At 72.5% G+C, this 16,444-nt stretch carries 18 protein-coding genes; 17 read left to right on the top strand and 1 reads right to left on the bottom strand.

The features are described from left to right. Window positions 1-212: 212 nt before the first annotated feature. Entirely contained in the window at window positions 213-1,748 is a 1,536-nt protein-coding gene (ffh, locus tag ABFY07_RS22630) for a signal recognition particle protein (RefSeq protein ID WP_346176244.1), read from the top strand. Between the two features lie 58 nt (window positions 1,749-1,806). On the opposite strand, the gene ABFY07_RS22635 is transcribed toward ffh, so the two are convergent. Further along, window positions 1,807-2,772 carry a methyltransferase domain-containing protein gene (locus ABFY07_RS22635; protein WP_346176245.1) on the bottom strand — a complete coding sequence of 322 codons (966 nt, stop codon included), beginning with the start codon at window positions 2,770-2,772 and terminating at the stop codon, window positions 1,807-1,809. Window positions 2,773-3,142: 370 nt separating this feature from the next. Between ABFY07_RS22635 and proS the strand changes: the two genes are divergently transcribed. From proS to dprA, 16 genes are all read left to right on the top strand, one after another. Further along, window positions 3,143-4,558: a proline--tRNA ligase gene (gene proS, locus ABFY07_RS22640; RefSeq protein ID WP_065965171.1), complete on the top strand. Its 1,416-nt coding sequence runs from the start codon at window positions 3,143-3,145 to the stop codon at window positions 4,556-4,558. Between the two features lie 226 nt (window positions 4,559-4,784). Beyond that, window positions 4,785-5,378, top strand: a complete 594-nt coding sequence (locus tag ABFY07_RS22645) for a hypothetical protein (protein WP_065965172.1) — start codon at window positions 4,785-4,787, stop codon at window positions 5,376-5,378. Window positions 5,379-5,533: 155 nt separating this feature from the next. After that, window positions 5,534-5,983, top strand: a complete 450-nt coding sequence (gene rpsP / locus ABFY07_RS22650) for a 30S ribosomal protein S16 (protein ID WP_065965174.1) — start codon at window positions 5,534-5,536, stop codon at window positions 5,981-5,983. A 2-nt stretch (window positions 5,984-5,985) separates the two neighbouring features. Further along, window positions 5,986-6,225 (top strand): RNA-binding protein, encoded by a 240-nt coding sequence (locus tag ABFY07_RS22655; RefSeq protein ID WP_030267150.1) that lies wholly within the window; start codon window positions 5,986-5,988, stop codon window positions 6,223-6,225. 82 nt (window positions 6,226-6,307) lie between these two features. Next, window positions 6,308-6,892, top strand: coding sequence for a ribosome maturation factor RimM (gene rimM / locus ABFY07_RS22660; RefSeq protein ID WP_065965178.1), 585 nt, complete (start codon window positions 6,308-6,310; stop codon window positions 6,890-6,892). Further along, window positions 6,892-7,872 carry a tRNA (guanosine(37)-N1)-methyltransferase TrmD gene (gene trmD, locus ABFY07_RS22665; protein WP_346176246.1) on the top strand — a complete coding sequence of 327 codons (981 nt, stop codon included), beginning with the start codon at window positions 6,892-6,894 and terminating at the stop codon, window positions 7,870-7,872. The genes rimM and trmD overlap by 1 nt, the downstream gene beginning before the upstream one ends. 130 nt (window positions 7,873-8,002) lie before the next feature. Beyond that, complete coding sequence (gene rplS, locus ABFY07_RS22670) at window positions 8,003-8,353, top strand: 50S ribosomal protein L19 (RefSeq protein ID WP_065965179.1); 351 nt, start codon at window positions 8,003-8,005, stop codon at window positions 8,351-8,353. Window positions 8,354-8,415: 62 nt separating this feature from the next. After that, a complete protein-coding gene (gene lepB, locus ABFY07_RS22675) occupies window positions 8,416-9,201 on the top strand; it encodes a signal peptidase I (RefSeq protein ID WP_346176247.1) in 786 nt (261 codons plus the stop codon). Next, complete coding sequence (gene lepB, locus ABFY07_RS22680; RefSeq protein ID WP_346176248.1) at window positions 9,194-10,369, top strand: signal peptidase I; 1,176 nt, start codon at window positions 9,194-9,196, stop codon at window positions 10,367-10,369. The genes lepB (ABFY07_RS22675) and lepB (ABFY07_RS22680) overlap by 8 nt, the downstream gene beginning before the upstream one ends. A gap of 211 nt (window positions 10,370-10,580) precedes the next feature. Then, window positions 10,581-11,333 carry a signal peptidase I gene (gene lepB, locus ABFY07_RS22685; protein ID WP_346176290.1) on the top strand — a complete coding sequence of 251 codons (753 nt, stop codon included), beginning with the start codon at window positions 10,581-10,583 and terminating at the stop codon, window positions 11,331-11,333. A gap of 41 nt (window positions 11,334-11,374) precedes the next feature. Further along, the gene (gene lepB / locus ABFY07_RS22690) at window positions 11,375-12,127 is read left to right on the top strand and encodes a signal peptidase I (protein ID WP_346176249.1); all 753 of its coding nucleotides are present in this window, start codon (window positions 11,375-11,377) and stop codon (window positions 12,125-12,127) included. Beyond that, window positions 12,120-12,638 (top strand): NUDIX hydrolase, encoded by a 519-nt coding sequence (locus ABFY07_RS22695; protein WP_346176250.1) that lies wholly within the window; start codon window positions 12,120-12,122, stop codon window positions 12,636-12,638. The genes lepB (ABFY07_RS22690) and ABFY07_RS22695 overlap by 8 nt, the downstream gene beginning before the upstream one ends. Window positions 12,639-12,677: 39 nt before the next feature. Further along, window positions 12,678-12,986 (top strand): DUF2469 domain-containing protein, encoded by a 309-nt coding sequence (locus ABFY07_RS22700; RefSeq protein ID WP_004944840.1) that lies wholly within the window; start codon window positions 12,678-12,680, stop codon window positions 12,984-12,986. Window positions 12,987-13,069: 83 nt separating this feature from the next. Next, window positions 13,070-13,429 (top strand): YraN family protein, encoded by a 360-nt coding sequence (locus ABFY07_RS22705; protein WP_065965184.1) that lies wholly within the window; start codon window positions 13,070-13,072, stop codon window positions 13,427-13,429. Beyond that, window positions 13,429-15,051, top strand: a complete 1,623-nt coding sequence (locus tag ABFY07_RS22710) for a YifB family Mg chelatase-like AAA ATPase (RefSeq protein ID WP_346176251.1) — start codon at window positions 13,429-13,431, stop codon at window positions 15,049-15,051. Before ABFY07_RS22705 ends, ABFY07_RS22710 begins: the two co-directional genes overlap by 1 nt. Next, window positions 15,051-16,412 carry a DNA-processing protein DprA gene (gene dprA / locus ABFY07_RS22715; protein ID WP_346176252.1) on the top strand — a complete coding sequence of 454 codons (1,362 nt, stop codon included), beginning with the start codon at window positions 15,051-15,053 and terminating at the stop codon, window positions 16,410-16,412. The genes ABFY07_RS22710 and dprA overlap by 1 nt, the downstream gene beginning before the upstream one ends. Window positions 16,413-16,444: the final 32 nt, after the last annotated feature.

Consider the following 16,444-nt stretch of genomic DNA (forward strand, 5'->3'; position numbering starts at 1 on the left):
TGCCTGCCTGCCTCGCCCCGCCCGAGCGGGGATGGTCCGGGGGATGGTCCGGTCGCCGCGAGGCGGTCCGAGAGGGCATCGATGTGCTCCCCGCGGCATACGGGGACTCTCCCTGCCTGCCCCGATCGGGGCAGGCAGGGACGCTTGGGCCCGCGGGCGGATACTCTGGAGGGCGATTGTCTCCGCCCCCGACCCGAGGATTTACGACCGCCGTGTTCGATACCCTTTCCGACCGCTTGGCGAGTACCTTCAAGAACCTCCGGGGCAAGGGCCGCCTCTCCGAGGCGGACATCGACGCCACGGCGCGTGAGATCCGGATCGCCCTGCTTGAAGCGGACGTCGCGCTTCCAGTCGTCCGGTCCTTCATCAAGCAGATCAAGGAGCGGGCGCTGGGGGCGGAGGTCTCCCAGGCGCTGAACCCCGCCCAGCAGGTCATCAAGATCGTCAACGAGGAGCTGATCGGCATCCTCGGCGGCGAGACCCGCCGCCTGCGCTTCGCCAAGCAGCCGCCGACCGTGATCATGCTCGCGGGTCTGCAGGGTGCCGGTAAGACGACGCTCGCCGGAAAGCTCGGCCGCTGGCTCAAGGGGCAGGGCCACGCGCCGCTGCTGGTCGCCTGCGACCTGCAGCGCCCCAACGCCGTCAACCAGCTCTCGGTGGTCGCCGAGCGGGCCGGTGTCGCGGTCTTCGCCCCGGAGCCGGGCAACGGCGTGGGCGACCCGGTGAAGGTGGCCCAGGACTCGATCGAGTTCGCCAGGACCAAGCAGCACGACGTCGTGATCGTCGACACCGCCGGCCGCCTGGGCATCGACCAGGAGCTGATGCAGCAGGCTGCGGACATCCGCGACGCGGTCAGCCCGGACGAGGTCCTCTTCGTCGTCGACGCGATGATCGGCCAGGACGCGGTGAACACCGCCGAGGCCTTCCGCGAGGGCGTGGGCTTCGACGGCGTGGTGCTCTCCAAGCTCGACGGCGACGCGCGCGGCGGTGCCGCGCTGTCCATCGCGCATGTCACCGGCCGTCAGATCATGTTCGCCTCCAACGGCGAGAAGCTGGACGACTTCGACGCGTTCCACCCGGACCGCATGGCGTCCCGCATTCTCGGCATGGGCGACATGCTGAGCCTGATCGAGAAGGCCGAGCAGACCTTCAGCCAGCAAGAGGCCGAGAAGATGGCGGCCAAGCTGGCGAAGGGCCCCAAGGAGTTCACGCTCGACGACTTCCTGGCCCAGATGGAGCAGGTCCGCAAGATGGGCTCCATCTCCAAGCTGCTCGGCATGCTCCCGGGCATGGGCCAGATCAAGGAGCAGATCAACAACCTCGACGAGCGGGACGTGGACCGCACCGCCGCGATCATCAAGTCGATGACCCCGGCCGAGCGCCAGGACCCGACCATCATCAACGGCTCGCGCCGCGCCCGTATCGCCCGCGGCTCCGGCGTCGAGGTGAGCGCCGTGAAGAACCTGGTGGAGCGGTTCTTCGACGCGCGCAAGATGATGTCGAAGATGGCCCAGGGCGGCATGCCGGGCATGCCGGGGATGCCGGGCATGGGTGGCGCCGCCAAGCGCAAGGGCAAGCAGCAGAAGAAGGCCAAGGGGAAGCAGCGCAGCGGCAACCCGATGAAGCGCAAGGCCGAGGAGCAGGCCGCCGCGGCCCGTCGCGAGCAGGGCGGCGCGTTCGGGCTGCCCGCCGGCCAGGGCGGGCAGGACTTCGAACTCCCCGACGAGTTCAAGAAGTTCATGGGCTGAGCGGGGCGCGGCGAGGGCCACGCGGGCCGAGCGGCCCGCGGACCCGCCCGCGGGCCCCTCACACCCGAGCGATGAGGTAACGCAACACGTTCTCCATCCACACCGTGCCGTCCTGACGCCGGTACGGATGGAGCGCTTCCGCGATCTCCTTGCGCACCTGGGTTGGGTCGGTGACCCGCTCCGCCGCGTCGAAGAGCCCCGTCGACAGCAGCCCGCGCACCGCGCTGTCCATGTCGGCGTATCCGAACGGGCAGGCCACCCGGCCCGACCCGTCGGGCCGCAGCCCGGCCCGCTGGGCGAGGTGCTCCAGGTCGTCCCTGCCGGACGGCTGCCAGCGCGTGGGGGAGGGGCCACCTCCCAGCGGTAGCTGGGGGAACATCGGATCGGCCAGCCGCGCGCCCACGCGCAGCACCGTCGAGGTCGCGCACCGCTCCGGCGGGCCCCAGCCGGCCAGTACGACCGGGCTGCCCGGCTCGGCGAGGGCGGCGGCCGCGGCCAGCCGCCCGGACAGGGCGTCGCCGGGACCGGACGGCCCGCCGCCGGAGCCGATAGCGGACAAGGGCTCGAACGCCGTGACGACGGTGAAGCCCGACCCCGACCCCGTTGCCGTCCCCGATCCCGCCGCTTCGGCCCCCGACCCCTTCAGGGCGTCCCCCAGGCCGCCGTCGCCCAGACGGACCAGACGCGCGGCCCTCTCCGGTACGCCAGGATGCGCGCCCGGCCGTGGGCCCGGCCGGGCCAGCAGCCGCTCGCGGGCGAGCTCCAGGCGCTCCTCGTCCGGGTCCACCCCGCAGACCGCGGCGCCGCGCGCCGCCGCCATGAGGAGGGCCAGGCCCGAGCCGCAGCCCAGGCCCAGCAGCCGGGTCCCGGCGCCGACCTCCAGCCGTTCGTACACGGCCTCGTACAGCGGCACCAGCATCCGTTCCTGGATCTCCGCCCAGTCGCGGGCGCGGGGTGCCGCCGTGCGCGGCGAGGAGGGGTGCGGGGGGTGCGGGACGTGCTGCCGTACGAGCGTAGATGTCATCGAAAGCGCCCCAATCCGACGAGAGCATGAGCCAAGAGCCTGGTGCCACCGTTGTGCGCTGCGCGATCCCACCCCGTATGCCAGGGAACTCCGCATCCGTCCGCGCGTCCAGAGCTTTCACGGCCGTGCTTATGTGCCCCCGCTGTGCGCCCCCGCACGCCCCTCCCCTTTTTTGGGCTCGGTTCGCCTCCGGGGCGCTTCCAGCCACTGTCGACGGTCGACCGTGCTCGCCCCCTCGTTCCTCGGGGTCTGCGCGCGCTCTCCCTTTCGACAGCGGCGCGCCCCTTCGGCTCACTCGCCGGCGGCTTCCCTTGATGGCCTGTCCAGCCGGATTCACGGTTACGCGGGCCGCCGCCGTACGATCGGCGCCATGGCGAAGGCTCCCGTTCTCACCCCCCAGGCGGAGGATTTCCCGCGCTGGTACCAGGATTTGATCAACAAGGCCGAACTGGCCGACAACGGCCCGGTGCGCGGCACCATGGTCATCCGACCGTACGGCTACGGGCTCTGGGAGCGGATGCAGCAGGACATGGACGCCCGGATCAAGGCCGTGGGCGTCCAGAACGCGTACTTCCCCCTCTTCATCCCGCAGTCGTACCTGACCAGGGAGGCGGAGCACGTCGAGGGGTTCGCCCCCGAGCTCGCCGTCGTCACCCACGGCGGCGGGAAGAAGCTCGAGGAGCCGGTGGTGGTGCGGCCCACCTCCGAGACGATCATCAACGAGTACTTCTCGAAGTGGGTGCAGAGCTACCGCGACCTGCCGCTGCTGATCAACCAGTGGGCCAACGTGGTGCGTTGGGAGCTGCGGCCGCGGCTCTTCCTGCGGACCTCCGAGTTCCTGTGGCAGGAGGGGCACACCGCCCACGCCACGTACGAGGACGCCCGCGACTTCGCCGCCCGCATCCACCGGCACGTCTACGCGGACTTCATGGAGAACGTGCTGGCCATGGACGTCGTGCTGGGCCGCAAGACCGCCAAGGAGCGCTTCGCGGGCGCCATCAACACCCTCACCCTGGAGGGGATGATGGGCGACGGCAAGGCGCTGCAACTGGGCACCAGCCATGAGCTGGGCCAGAACTTCGCCCGCGCGTTCAACACCCAGTTCCTCTCCAAGGACGGCACGCAGGAACTCGTCTGGCAGACCTCCTGGGGCAGCACCACCCGCATGATCGGCGCGCTGGTGATGATGCACGGCGACGACAACGGGCTGCGCGTCCCGCCGCGGCTGGCGCCCGTCCAGGCCGTCGTGCTGGCCATCAAGGGCGACGAGGCGGTGCTGGCCAAGGTCCGCGAGATCGGCGACCGGCTGGCGGCGGCCGGGGTGCGGGTCCAGGTGGACGACCGGACCGACACCCCCTTCGGCCGCCGCGCCGTGGACTGGGAGCTCAAGGGCGTTCCGGTGCGGATCGAGGTCGGCCCGCGCGATCTGGAGGGCGGCACCGCGATGGTGGCGCGGCGCATCCCGGGCGGCAAGGAGCCGGTGCGCCTGGACCTGCTGCCCGACCTGCTGCCGAAGGTCCTGGAGGAGGACCAGGCGCTGCTGCTGCGCCAGGCGCGGGAGCGGCGCGAGGCCCGGACCTCGGATGTGCGGACCGTCCAGGAGGCCGCCGAGGCCGCGGCGGCGGGCGGCTGGGCGCGGATCCGATGGGCGGACCTGGGGCCGGAGGGCGAGGCGGCGCTCGCCGAGCAGGCCGCGACCGTGCGCTGCCTGGTGGCCGAGGACGGGTCGGTGCCGGACGCCGATGACGCGCCCGGTAACGTCGCCTTTGTCGCGCGCGCCTACTGACGCGCCTCCTGATCCGATCCGGGGTGAAACCGGGTGAGCCGGAGTGAACCGGGGGAGTGGCGGGCGGGGTGTTACGTACCGCCTTGGTGCGCGGTGGGTGCCTCATCCACACATTTGCGCACCCGCCCTCCTCGGGACGCATCAGCGCTGAACTGACTGGTACGTGCAAATTATTTGCGATGCCCCGGAATCGGAACACCGGGCCCTCCCCGCTCGTTATCACGACGTGAGCACGACACCACCTGTACTCGCCGCGGAACTGGCGCAGGCGTGGGCCGACATTCAACGGCACCACCCCGAGCTGCCGGATCTCGCCGCGCCCGAATCGCTGATCGGAGAGTCGTCGTCCGCGTGTGGCGCCGAGCTCTCCTTCGAACGGCTGCTGCACGAGGCAGTCCATGGCATCGCCGCGGCGCGAGGTGTCCGTGACACCTCGCGCGCCGGCCGCTACCACAACCGACGGTTCCTGGCCATCGCCGAGGAGCTGGGCCTGGACCACTCCGATGAGCCGCATCCCAGCAGCGGCTTCTCCCTGGTCACGCTCAGCCCCGAGGCGAGAAGGCGCTATCGGCCGACCATCGACCGGCTGCAGCGTGCCCTCAAGGCGCACACCGTGGCGACCGCCGCCGACACCGCCCGCACCTTCCGCGGGCCGGCCGCCCGGCACGGTTCGTCGGGCGGTGGGGTCCGGGTGAAGGCGGTGTGCGACTGCGGGCGCAATGTCCGCGTCGTCCCGTCGGTGCTGGCCCAGGCGCCGATCATGTGCGGGGGATGCGGGAAGCCGTTCCGTATCCCGGAGGCGGTGGCCGCGGTCGGCTGACCTGTCACGGTGTGGCACAATGGTCTGCTGTACTCGACAGCCGACCAGGACCCCTCTCTCCTCCGGCTGACGCGTCCATCGGGCACTCGGGTACCGCAACCCCACGCGGCACTTCGCGGTGCTCAATCACGTCAAGACCAGGAGACACCACTCCCGTGGCAGTCAAGATCAAGCTGAAGCGTCTGGGCAAGATCCGTTCGCCTCACTACCGCATCGTCGTCGCCGACTCCCGTACCCGCCGTGACGGCCGGGCCATCGAGGAGATCGGTCTGTACCACCCGGTGCAGAACCCCTCGCGCATCGAGGTCGACTCGGAGCGCGCGCAGTACTGGCTGAGCGTCGGCGCGCAGCCGACCGAGCCGGTGCTCGCCATCCTCAAGGTCACCGGCGACTGGCAGAAGTTCAAGGGCCTGCCCGCCCCGGCCCCGATGCTCGTTGCCGAGCCGAAGGCCGACAAGCGTGCGCTGTTCGAGGCGGCCGCCAAGGACAGCGGTGCCGAGCCGAAGGGTGAGGCCATCACCCCGAAGGCGAAGAAGTCCGACAAGAAGGCGGACGAGGCGGCTGCTGACGCGGCGGCCGAGTCCACCGAGTCGACCGAGGCCTGAGGATGCTCGAGGAGGCCCTCGAGCACCTGGTCAAGGGCATCGTCGACAACCCCGACGACGTGCAGGTCGCCTCGCGCAACCTGCGGCGCGGGCGCGTTCTCGAGGTGCGGGTTCACCCCGACGACCTCGGCAAGGTGATCGGCCGTAACGGCCGGACCGCCCGCGCCCTGCGTACCGTCGTGGGCGCCCTCGGCGGCCGTGGTATCCGCGTCGACCTCGTCGACGTGGACCAGGTTCGCTGAGCAGCGTCAAGAAGAGCACCGGCACGGGCCGGGGAGGGCTTAGGGCCGTCCCCGGCCCGTGTGTGTGAAGGGACAGCGAACAGTGCAGTTGGTTGTGGCGCGGATCGGCCGTGCCCACGGCATCAAGGGTGAGGTCACCGTCGAGGTGCGCACCGACGAGCCGGAGCTCCGGCTCGCCCCGGGGGCCGTCCTGGCCACCGACCCGTCCTCGGTCGGGCCGCTGACCATCGAGACCGGCCGGGTGCACAGCGGCCGCCTGCTGCTGCGCTTCGCGGGGGTCGCGGACCGTACGGCCGCCGAGGCGCTGCGCAACACCCTGCTCATCGCGGAGGTCGACCCGGAGGAGACCCCGGAGGACCCCGAGGAGTACTACGACCACCAGCTGATCGACCTGGACGTGGTCACGGTCGACGGCACGGAGGTCGGGCGGATCGCGGAGATCTCCCATCTGCCCTATCAGGACCTGCTGGTCGTCCGGCGGCCCGACGGCGGCGAGGTGCTGGTCCCCTTCGTCTCCCAGGTGGTTCCCGAGATCGACCTCGAGGGGCAGCGGGCCGTCATCGACCCGCCGCCCGGCCTGCTCGACGACACCCAGGCCGAGGTCGCCCGCGGCCAGGCCCCCGAAGAGCCGGGCGGCCGGGGCGGCGCGGACCGCGGGGGCGCGTGATGCGGCTCGACGTCGTCACGATCTTCCCGGAGTACCTGGAGCCGCTCAACGTCTCGCTGGTCGGCAAGGCGCGCGCCCGCGGACAGCTGGACGTACGCGTCCACGACCTGCGGGACTGGACGCACGACCGGCACAACACCGTCGATGACACCCCGTACGGGGGTGGGCCCGGCATGGTCATGAAGCCCGAGCCGTGGGGCGAGGCGCTGGACCAGATCATCGAGTCGGGGGACGGCGGGGACGGGGCGGCGAAGCTGCCCACGCTGGTCGTGCCCACCCCCAGCGGCCGCCCGTTCACCCAGGCCCTCGCCGTCGAGCTCGCCGAGCGCCCCTGGCTGGTCTTCGCCCCCGCCCGCTACGAGGGCATCGACCGCCGGGTGATCGACGAGTACGCCGAGCGCCTGGACGTGTACGAGGTCTCCATCGGCGACTACGTGCTGGCCGGCGGGGAGGCCGCGGTCCTGGTGATCACGGAGGCCGTGGCCCGGCTGCTGCCCGGTGTGCTGGGCAACGCGGAGTCGCACCGCGACGACTCCTTCGCCCCCGGCGCCATGGCCGATCTGCTGGAGGGCCCGGTCTACACCAAGCCGCCGGAGTGGCGCGGCCGGGGCATCCCCGAGGTGCTGCTCAGCGGCCACCACGGCAAGGTCGCGCGCTGGCGCAGGGACGAGGCGTTCCGCCGCACCAGCCGCAACCGGCCCGACCTCATAGAACGCTGCGACCCGGCCGCGCTGGACAAGCACGACCGCAAGCTCCTGGCCGAGCTGGGCTGGGAAGAGCGCGCCGTGAGCGAGCCGAAGGGCGCGCCCCTGTCGAAAGGGCTGAGGAGGAGGGACCGAGGGCTCGAATCCGATATGCCGCTCCGCGGCGCGGGCGACCGTGCGACGAAGCCCGTCGACAGGGGACCCGAGCGCCCGGAGGCGGGCGAACACGATCAAGGGCCTCGATTTGGGCGGCCGGGTCAGGCCGTGGAAGAATAGGCCGCTGCCGTACGTCCGGTGTGCGCCCCTGCCACAGGGGGATCGACGCCCACCCGACCAGGCGGCACTCCGAATCATCATCCGATATGCCGCTGATGACCTGTGGCATCAGCGAGGAAAGCAGACACTCATGTCTCACCTGCTCGACACCGTCGACGCCGCGTCGCTGCGCAGCGACATCCCGACCTTCCGCCCCGGTGACACGGTCAACGTGCACGTCCGCGTCATCGAGGGCAACCGCTCCCGTGTCCAGCAGTTCAAGGGCGTCGTCATCCGCCGCCAGGGTTCCGGCGTGCGCGAGAGCTTCACCGTCCGCAAGGTGAGCTTCAGCGTCGGCGTCGAGCGCACCTTCCCGGTGCACACCCCGATCGTCGAGAAGATCGAGGTCGTCACCCGCGGTGACGTCCGCCGCGCCAAGCTGTACTACCTGCGTGACCTCCGCGGCAAGGCCGCGAAGATCAAGGAGAAGCGCGACAACTGACTTTTGCGCGACAACTGAGCTACTGCCGGGCGACACAGGCGGGCCGGATAGGCTCTGGCCCGATGGAGACCGACGCACAGCTCTCGGAGCGCGACCGCTCCTCCCGTTCCCCCGAGGGACCGGAGGAGGGGTCGCGCTCTTCGCGTACGCGGCGGGCGCTCCGGTGGCTGACCGGGGGCGGGCCCTGGCGCCGGACGGGGGTGCTCGCGGCGGCCTGCGTCGCCTTCGTCCTGCTGCTGAGCGCCTTCGTGGTGCAGCCCTTCCTGATCCCCAGCGGATCGATGGAGAACACGTTTCGGCCCGGAGACCGGGTCCTGGTGAACAAGCTGGCGTACCGTTTCGGTGACACGCCGCGCCGCGGTGACGTCATCGTGTTCGACGGCACCGGATCCTTCGTGCAGGAGGAGCCGTCCCAGAATCCGGTGACGGCGCTGCTGCGAGGGGCGGCCGCGGCGGTCGGGCTGGCCGAGCCGGCCGAGACCGACTACATCAAGCGTGTGGTGGGCGTGGGCGGTGACCGCGTCAGGTGCTGCGACAAGCGGGGGAGGATCGAGGTGAACGGGCAGCCGGTCGACGAGGACTACCTGTTTCCGGGGGACGCCCCGTCACAGGTCCCGTTCGACATCGTGGTGCCGCGCGGCAAGCTGTGGGTCATGGGGGACCACCGCGCCGACTCCAGGGACTCACGGGACCACCTCGGCGAGCCGGGCGGGGGATCGGTCCCGGTCGACAAGGTGATCGGACGGGTGGACTGGATCGGCTGGCCGGTCGGCCGCTGGAGGTCGGTGCACCGCCCGGAGGGTTTCGGGCGCGTGCCGGATCCGGCCCCGGGCGGCGGCCATGGGTAGCCGTGGGCGGTCCCGGCACGCGAGCGGCCGCCCCGGTCCCGCGCACAGTGTGGACGCCCCGCGCACGGGGCCGCGGCTGGGCGGGCGGGCGGAGCGGCGCAAGGTGCAGCGCCGTATCAAGCGCAGACGGCGCCGTTCGGCCATCAAGGAGATCCCGATCCTGATCGGGGTCGCGCTGCTGATCGCCCTGGTGCTCAAGACCTTCCTGGTCCAGGCGTTCGTGATCCCGTCGGGCTCGATGGAGCAGACGATCAGGATCGGTGACCGGGTGCTGGTGGACAAGCTCACGCCGTGGTTCGGCTCGAAGCCGTCGCGCGGCGATGTGGTGGTCTTCAAGGACCCCGGGGGCTGGCTGGAGGACGAGCGGAAGCCGCCCGCGGAGGACCCGGTGGTCATCAAGCAGGCCAAGGAGTTCCTGACCTGGATCGGGCTGCTGCCGTCGTCGAACGAGCAGGATCTGATCAAGCGGGTGGTCGGGGTCGGCGGCGACACGGTCGAGTGCTGTGACAAGCAGGGCCGGGTGACGGTCAACGGCACGCCGCTGGACGAGCCGTATCTGCACCCGGGTAATGTGCCCTCGGAGCGCCGGTTCAAGGTGACCGTCCCCGAGGGACGGATCTTCGTGATGGGTGACCACCGGGAGAATTCGGCGGACTCCCGGGTCCATCTGGACGAGCCCGACCACGGCACCGTCTCGGACGACCTCGTCGTCGGCCGCGCCGTGGTGATCGCGTGGCCCTTCAGCCATTGGCGGCGCCTGGAGGAACCCGACACTTATGCGTCGGTGAAGGACGCGCCGAGCGGGGCGACGCAGGCGCGCGGCTCGCCGCATAGGCTGTCCTCGGATCAGCAAGGGTTGGTCCAGCTCCCGACCCCTGCGGAACTCCCGCTCGTTATGGGAGTGGTGGGCCTGCGCCGTTCGTGGCGCGGGCGGCAGTGCGGCGTGAGGAGAGAATGTGGGGGATTTGGCGGTAGGCGCTCGATCCGGTCACGAAGAGCCCGAAAGGCAGCCGGGGGCGAGCGGAGAGCCACCCGCGAGCGGGGAGCGCCCGGCCGGTGCGCCCTCGGGCGGGGCCCCCGACGCGACACAGGCGCCGGGGGGTCCCGGTGCCACGGACACCGCGTCCGGCCCGGCGGGCGGCTCCCAGGCCGCTCCGGGCTCCTCTGAGACCCCGGTCCCGCTCGGCAAGCCGGGTTCTCCCGACGCCTCGGACCCTCCCGCGGACCCGCCGGACGGTTCGGGCTCTTCCGGTTCCCCCGACTCTCCGGGCGGCTCCTCCGGAGGTTCCGACTCCCCCGACTCCTCCGACGGCGAGGACGGCCCGGACGACAAGCCCGAGGGGGCCAAGGACAAGAAGCCGCGCTCGTTCTGGCGCGAGCTGCCGATCCTGGTGGGCATCGCCCTGTTGCTCGCCCTGCTGATCAAGACCTTCCTGGTGCAGGCGTTCTCCATTCCCTCCGACTCGATGCAGAACACGCTGCAGCGCGGCGACCGGGTGCTGGTGGACAAGCTGACCCCGTGGTTCGGCGCCGAGCCGGAGCGCGGCGAGGTCGTCGTCTTCCACGACCCGGGCGGCTGGCTCGGCGACGAGACCCAGCAGTCCGACTCGGGCCCGCTCGCCAGGGGTGTCCAGCGGGTGCTGAGCTTCATCGGCCTGATGCCGTCCGCGGAGGAGAAGGACCTGATCAAGCGGGTCATCGCGGTCGGCGGGGACACGGTCGAGTGCCAGAAGGGCGGGCCGGTCAAGGTCAACGGCAAGGCGCTGAACGAGAAGGGGTACATCTTCCCCGGCGGCACGCCGTGCGACGACAAGCCGTTCGGACCGATCAAGGTGCCCAAGGGCCGGATCTGGGTGATGGGCGACCACCGCCAGGACTCGCTGGACTCCCGCTACCACCAGAACCTGAACAACGGCACGGTGTCGGTGGACCAGGTCGTCGGGCGGGCCATCGTCATCGCCTGGCCGGTCGACCGCTGGTCCACCCTCCCCGTCCCCGGCACCTTCGACCAGCCCGGGCTGGGCGCGGCGGCCTCCATGGCCCCCTCGGCGCTCGGCTTCGCGGGCGCGGTGCCGATCGTGCTGTGGCGCCGCCGGCGGCTGGTCCGCAAGGCGCGCGGGACGGTTGACTGACGCCCGTACGCACGTCTGCTACGTGAGGCAGGAGCACTGGAATGAGCGGAGCCCGGCAGGCCGGAGGCGGCAAGGGGCGCGGGAGCCTGGTGTCCGGGCTGGCGGTCGGGGTGGGCTGTGTGCTGTTCCTGGGCGCGTTCGTGTGGGGAGCGGTGGTCTACAAGCCGTACACGGTTCCGACCGACTCGATGGCGCCGACCATCGGCCGGGGTGACCGCGTGCTCGCGGAGCGAATAGACGGCGACGAGGTGCGCCGTGGCGACGTGGTCGTCTTCAAGGACGCGCTCTGGGGCGATCTGCCCATGGTCAAGCGGGTCGTGGGGGTCGGCGGTGACAAGGTTGCCTGCTGTGACAAGCAGGGGCGGCTGACGGTGAACGGCACCCCCCTTGACGAACCGTATCTGGAGAGCAGGAAGCCGGCCTCGCCCACCGTCTTCTCGGCGACCGTGCCCAAGGGGAAGCTGTTCCTCCTGGGCGACCACCGCGCCGACTCCCTGGACTCCCGGGTGCACCTGGCCGACCGCACCGGCGGGGCCGTCCCACGCGGAGCGGTGAGCGGCCGGGTGGACGCCCGGGCCTGGCCGCTCGACCTGGGGATGCTGGAGCGCCCGAAGGCGTTCGAGGCGCTGCCGGGCGGCGTCTCGCGGCCCGGTCCGCTGCGGCTGATCCTCGGCTCCGCCGTGGCCGGGGCGGTGCTCATCCTGGCGGGCGCGGCGTACGGGCCGTTGGCGCGCCGGCTGGGGCGCGGCGCCAGGCGCGGCGAGAAGCGGCCGGAGGTGGCGAGCGGTGTCTGACGGGGCCGGTGCGGACGACCGCGCCGAGGGCCCGCTGCGGAAGGTCGCGAGGGTGGTCCTGCTCGACCCGCGGGACCGGATCCTGCTGCTGCACGGCTTCGAGCCGGCGGACCCGTCGACGACCTGGTGGTTCACCCCGGGCGGCGGGCTCGAGGGCGAGGAGAGCCGGGAGCAGGCGGCGCGCCGGGAGCTGGCGGAGGAGACCGGGATCACGGAGGTGGAGCTGGGCCCGGTGCTGTGGCGGCGGGTGTGCTCCTTCCCGTTCGACGGGCGGCGCTGGCACCAGGACGAGTGGTACTACCTGGGCCGTACGGAGCAGACCGCGACGCGGACCGGCGGCCAGACGGAGCTGGAGCGGCGCTCCGTCACGGGGCTGCGCTGGTGGGCGGTCGAGGAGCTGGCCCGGGTGCGGGAGCCGGTGTACCCGTCACGGCTCGTGGAACTGTTGCGTAGGCTGCTCGACGAGGGACCCCCGACTGCGCCGGTGATCCTGGAGACTGAACGCGTCTGACGCACAATGGGGGGACGCACGGCTGAAGGGGAACATGCCATGAGCGCCGAGGACCTCGAGAAGTACGAGACCGAGATGGAGCTGAAGCTCTACCGGGAGTATCGCGATGTCGTCGGCCTGTTCAAGTATGTGATCGAGACCGAGCGGCGTTTCTATCTCACCAATGACTACGAGATGCAGGTGCACTCGGTGCAGGGTGAGGTGTTCTTCGAGGTCTCCATGGCCGACGCCTGGGTGTGGGACATGTATCGGCCGGCTCGCTTCGTCAAGCAGGTGCGCGTCCTGACGTTCAAGGACGTGAACATCGAGGAGCTGAACAAGAGCGATCTCGACCTTCCGAGTGGCTGAGTTGTCCACAACCGGTCGGTTGTCCACAAAGATCCAATAATCCGGCGCCGGGGCGTCACAGTCGGTGCCGGAGGTGGTGCCGAATGAACGCCCGAGGAGCGCTCGGACGCTACGGCGAGGATCTGGCGGTGCGCCGGCTGTCACAGGCCGGGATGACCGTCCTGGAGCGGAACTGGCGGTGCCGGGACGGGGAGATCGACATCGTCGCCCTGGACGGCGGGGCGCTGGTGGTGTGCGAGGTCAAGACCCGCCGTGCCGGAGGGTACGAACACCCGATGGCGGCCGTCACCCCCGGCAAGGCCGACCGGCTGCGCCGGCTGGCCGAGCGCTGGCTGGAGCGGCACGGCGGCCCGCCGCCGGGCGGGGTGCGGATCGACCTGGTCGGCGTGGTGCTGCCGGAGCGCGGCGCGCCGGTGGTCGAGCATGTGCGGGGGGCCGCCTGATGGGGTTCGCCCGCACCTGCTCGGTCGCCCTGCTGGGGGTCGAGGGCGTGGTGGTGGAGGTCCAGGCCGACCTGGAGCCGGGCGTCGCCAATTTCACCCTGGTGGGGCTGCCGGACAAGAGCCTGGTGGAGAGCCGGGACCGGGTCCGCGCGGCCGTGGTCAACTCCGGCGCCGAGTGGCCGCAGAAGAAGCTCACCGTGGGTCTCAGCCCGGCGTCCGTGCCCAAGGGCGGCAGCGGCTTCGACCTGGCTGTGGCCTGCGCGGTGCTCGGGGCCGCCGAGCGCCTCGACCCGCGGTTGATCGCCGACCTGATGATGATCGGGGAGCTCGGTCTGGACGGCCGGGTCCGCCCGGTGCGCGGGGTGCTGCCCGCGGTGCTCGCGGCCGCCGAGGCCGGCTACCGGCAGGTGGTCGTTCCCGAGCAGACGGCGGCCGAGGCGTCCCTGGTGCCGGATGTCTCGGTGCTCGGCGTGCGGACCCTGCGCCAGTTGATCGCCGTGCTGACGGACGAACCGGTGCCCGCCGAGGAGGAGCAGCCGGAGGAGGGCCGCCCCGATCCGATGCTCGCCGGGCTGAGCCTGGCGGGCGCGGGCATGGGCGCCGGCGTGGCGGCCGGTTCCGGGGCCGCCGAGCGCCGCCCCGACCTGGCCGAGGTCGCCGGTCAGCAGGCCGCCCGCAAGGCCCTGGAGGTCGCCGCGGCCGGCAGCCACCATCTGTTCCTGGCCGGCCCGCCGGGCGCGGGCAAGACCATGCTCGCCGAGCGGTTGCCCGGCCTGCTGCCCCCGCTCACCCGGCGGGAGGCCCTGGAGGTGACCGCCGTCCACTCGGTGGCCGGGATCCTCCCGCCCGGTCAGCCGCTGGTGGCCGCGCCGCCTTACTGCGCACCGCACCACTCGGCCACCATGGCCGCCCTGGTCGGCGGGGGAAACGGGCTGCCGAGGCCCGGCGCGGTGTCCCTCGCCCATCGGGGAGTGCTCTTCTTGGACGAGGCGCCCGAATTCAGCGCCCAGGTGCTCGACGCGCTCCGGCAGCCCCTGGAGTCGGGCCATGTGGTGGTGGCCCGCTCGGCCGGCATGGTGCGCATGCCCGCGCGCTTCCTGCTGCTGCTCGCCGCCAACCCGTGCCCCTGCGGGCGCCACTCGTACGTCGGCGACGGCTGCGACTGCTCGCCCACGACGGTCCGCCGCTATCAGGCGCGGCTGTCCGGCCCGCTGCTCGACCGGGTGGACCTGCGGGTCAGGGTCGAGGCGGTCAGCCGGGCGGAGCTCACCGGGGCGCCCGGTGCGGGTGAGAGCACCGCGACGGCCGCGGCCCGGGTGCGCGAGGCCCGGGAGCGCGCCGCCGCGCGCTTCACCGAGACCCCCTGGCGCACCAACAGCGAGGTGCCCGGCCATGAGCTGCGCACCCGCTGGTACCCGCGCCCCGGCGCGCTGCGCGAGGCCGAGCGCGACATGGAGCGCGGGCTGCTCACCGCGCGGGGTCTCGACCGCGTCCTGCGGGTCGCCTGGACCCTCGCGGACCTGGCGGGCCACGACCGGCCGGAGACCGAGGACGTGGCGCAGGCGCTCCAGCTGCGCACCGGCGTCAGCCGGGGGATCCCGGCCGGGGCGGTGGGGTTCTGATGGCCGGCACCCCGGGAACGGCCGGTACTCCGGAAGCGGGCGGGCCGGAGGCGTACGGGCCGGAGGCGGGCGGGCCGGAGGCGTCCGGGCAGGCCGACGGGCCCGGGCAGGCCGACGGGCCCGGGCAGGCCGACGGGCCCGGGCCCGGCCCGGACGGGAGCGAGCGGGTAGCCGCGGCCGCGCCGGAGGAGGAGCGTCTGGCGCGGGCCGCCCTCACCCGGCTGGTGGAGCCCGGGGACGAGACGGTGGGGCGCTGGCTGCGCGAGCTGGGGCCCGTGGCGCTGCGGCGGGCGCTCTGCGGGGCCGGAAAGCCGCCGCCCGGGGCGAGCGAGGAGCGTCTCGCCGGGTGTCGGCTGCGGGCCGAGCGCCTCGATCCGGCCGCCGACCTGGCCACCGTCGCGGCCCGCGGCGGGCGCTTCGTCTGCCCCGGCGATCTGGAGTGGCCCGGTCAACTCGACGACCTGGGCGACGCCCGTCCGGTGGGGCTGTGGGTGCGCGGCCGGCCCTCGCTGCGGATGTGGGCGCTGCGCTCCGTCGCCGTGGTGGGCGCCCGCGCCTGCAGCGACTACGGCGCCCATGTCGCGGCCACCCTGGGCGCGGGGCTCGCCGAGCGGGGCTGGGTGGTGGTCTCCGGCGCGGCCCACGGCGTGGACGGCGCGGCGCACCGGGGCGCGCTGGCCGCCGCCGGGGCGACCGTCGCCGTGCTCGCCTCCGGCGTCGACGTCCCCTACCCCCGGGGACACGCCGAGTTGATCGAGCGCATCGCGGAACAGGGCCTGCTGCTCGGCGAATTGCCGCCCGGCGCGCACCCGACCCGCGGCCGCTTCGTGCTCCGCAACCGGGTCATCGCCGCGCTCACCCGCGGCACGGTCGTCGTCGAGGCCCAGTACCGCAGCGGGTCCCTGGTCACCGCGCGCCGCGCGCTGAAGCTCGGCCGGCACACCATGGGCGTGCCGGGCCCGGTCACCAGCGGGCTCTCCGCCGGGGTCCATGAACTGCTGCGCGGCGAGGCCGTCCTGGTCACCGACGCCGATGAAGTGGCCGAGCTGGTGGGCGGCATCGGGGACCTCGCCCCCGCCCGGCAGGGGCCACTGGTGGAGCGGGACCTGCTCGATCCCGTGACGGCTCGCGTCCTGGAAGCGTTGTCGGCACAGGGCGGCAGCGACGGCCGCGAGGTCGCCCGGGACTCCGGGACGAGCTGCGAGGAGGCGCTGAGCCGGCTCTACGAGCTGCTCGCCCTGGGATTCGTCGAACGTCATGGCGACCGCTGGGAGTTGGCCCGGCCGGCCCACCGGAACGGGGCCACACGGCGAGGCGGTCCGCAGATTTGGGGCAATCGGGTGAAAGGGTTGAGGCGATGACCGTATCCGCACACCGCCGAGCCGACTCCCTT

Origin of the sequence: Streptomyces sparsogenes subsp. cuspidosporus (assembly GCF_039532705.1) — a bacterium.
Taxonomy (GTDB): domain Bacteria; phylum Actinomycetota; class Actinomycetes; order Streptomycetales; family Streptomycetaceae; genus Streptomyces; species Streptomyces sparsogenes.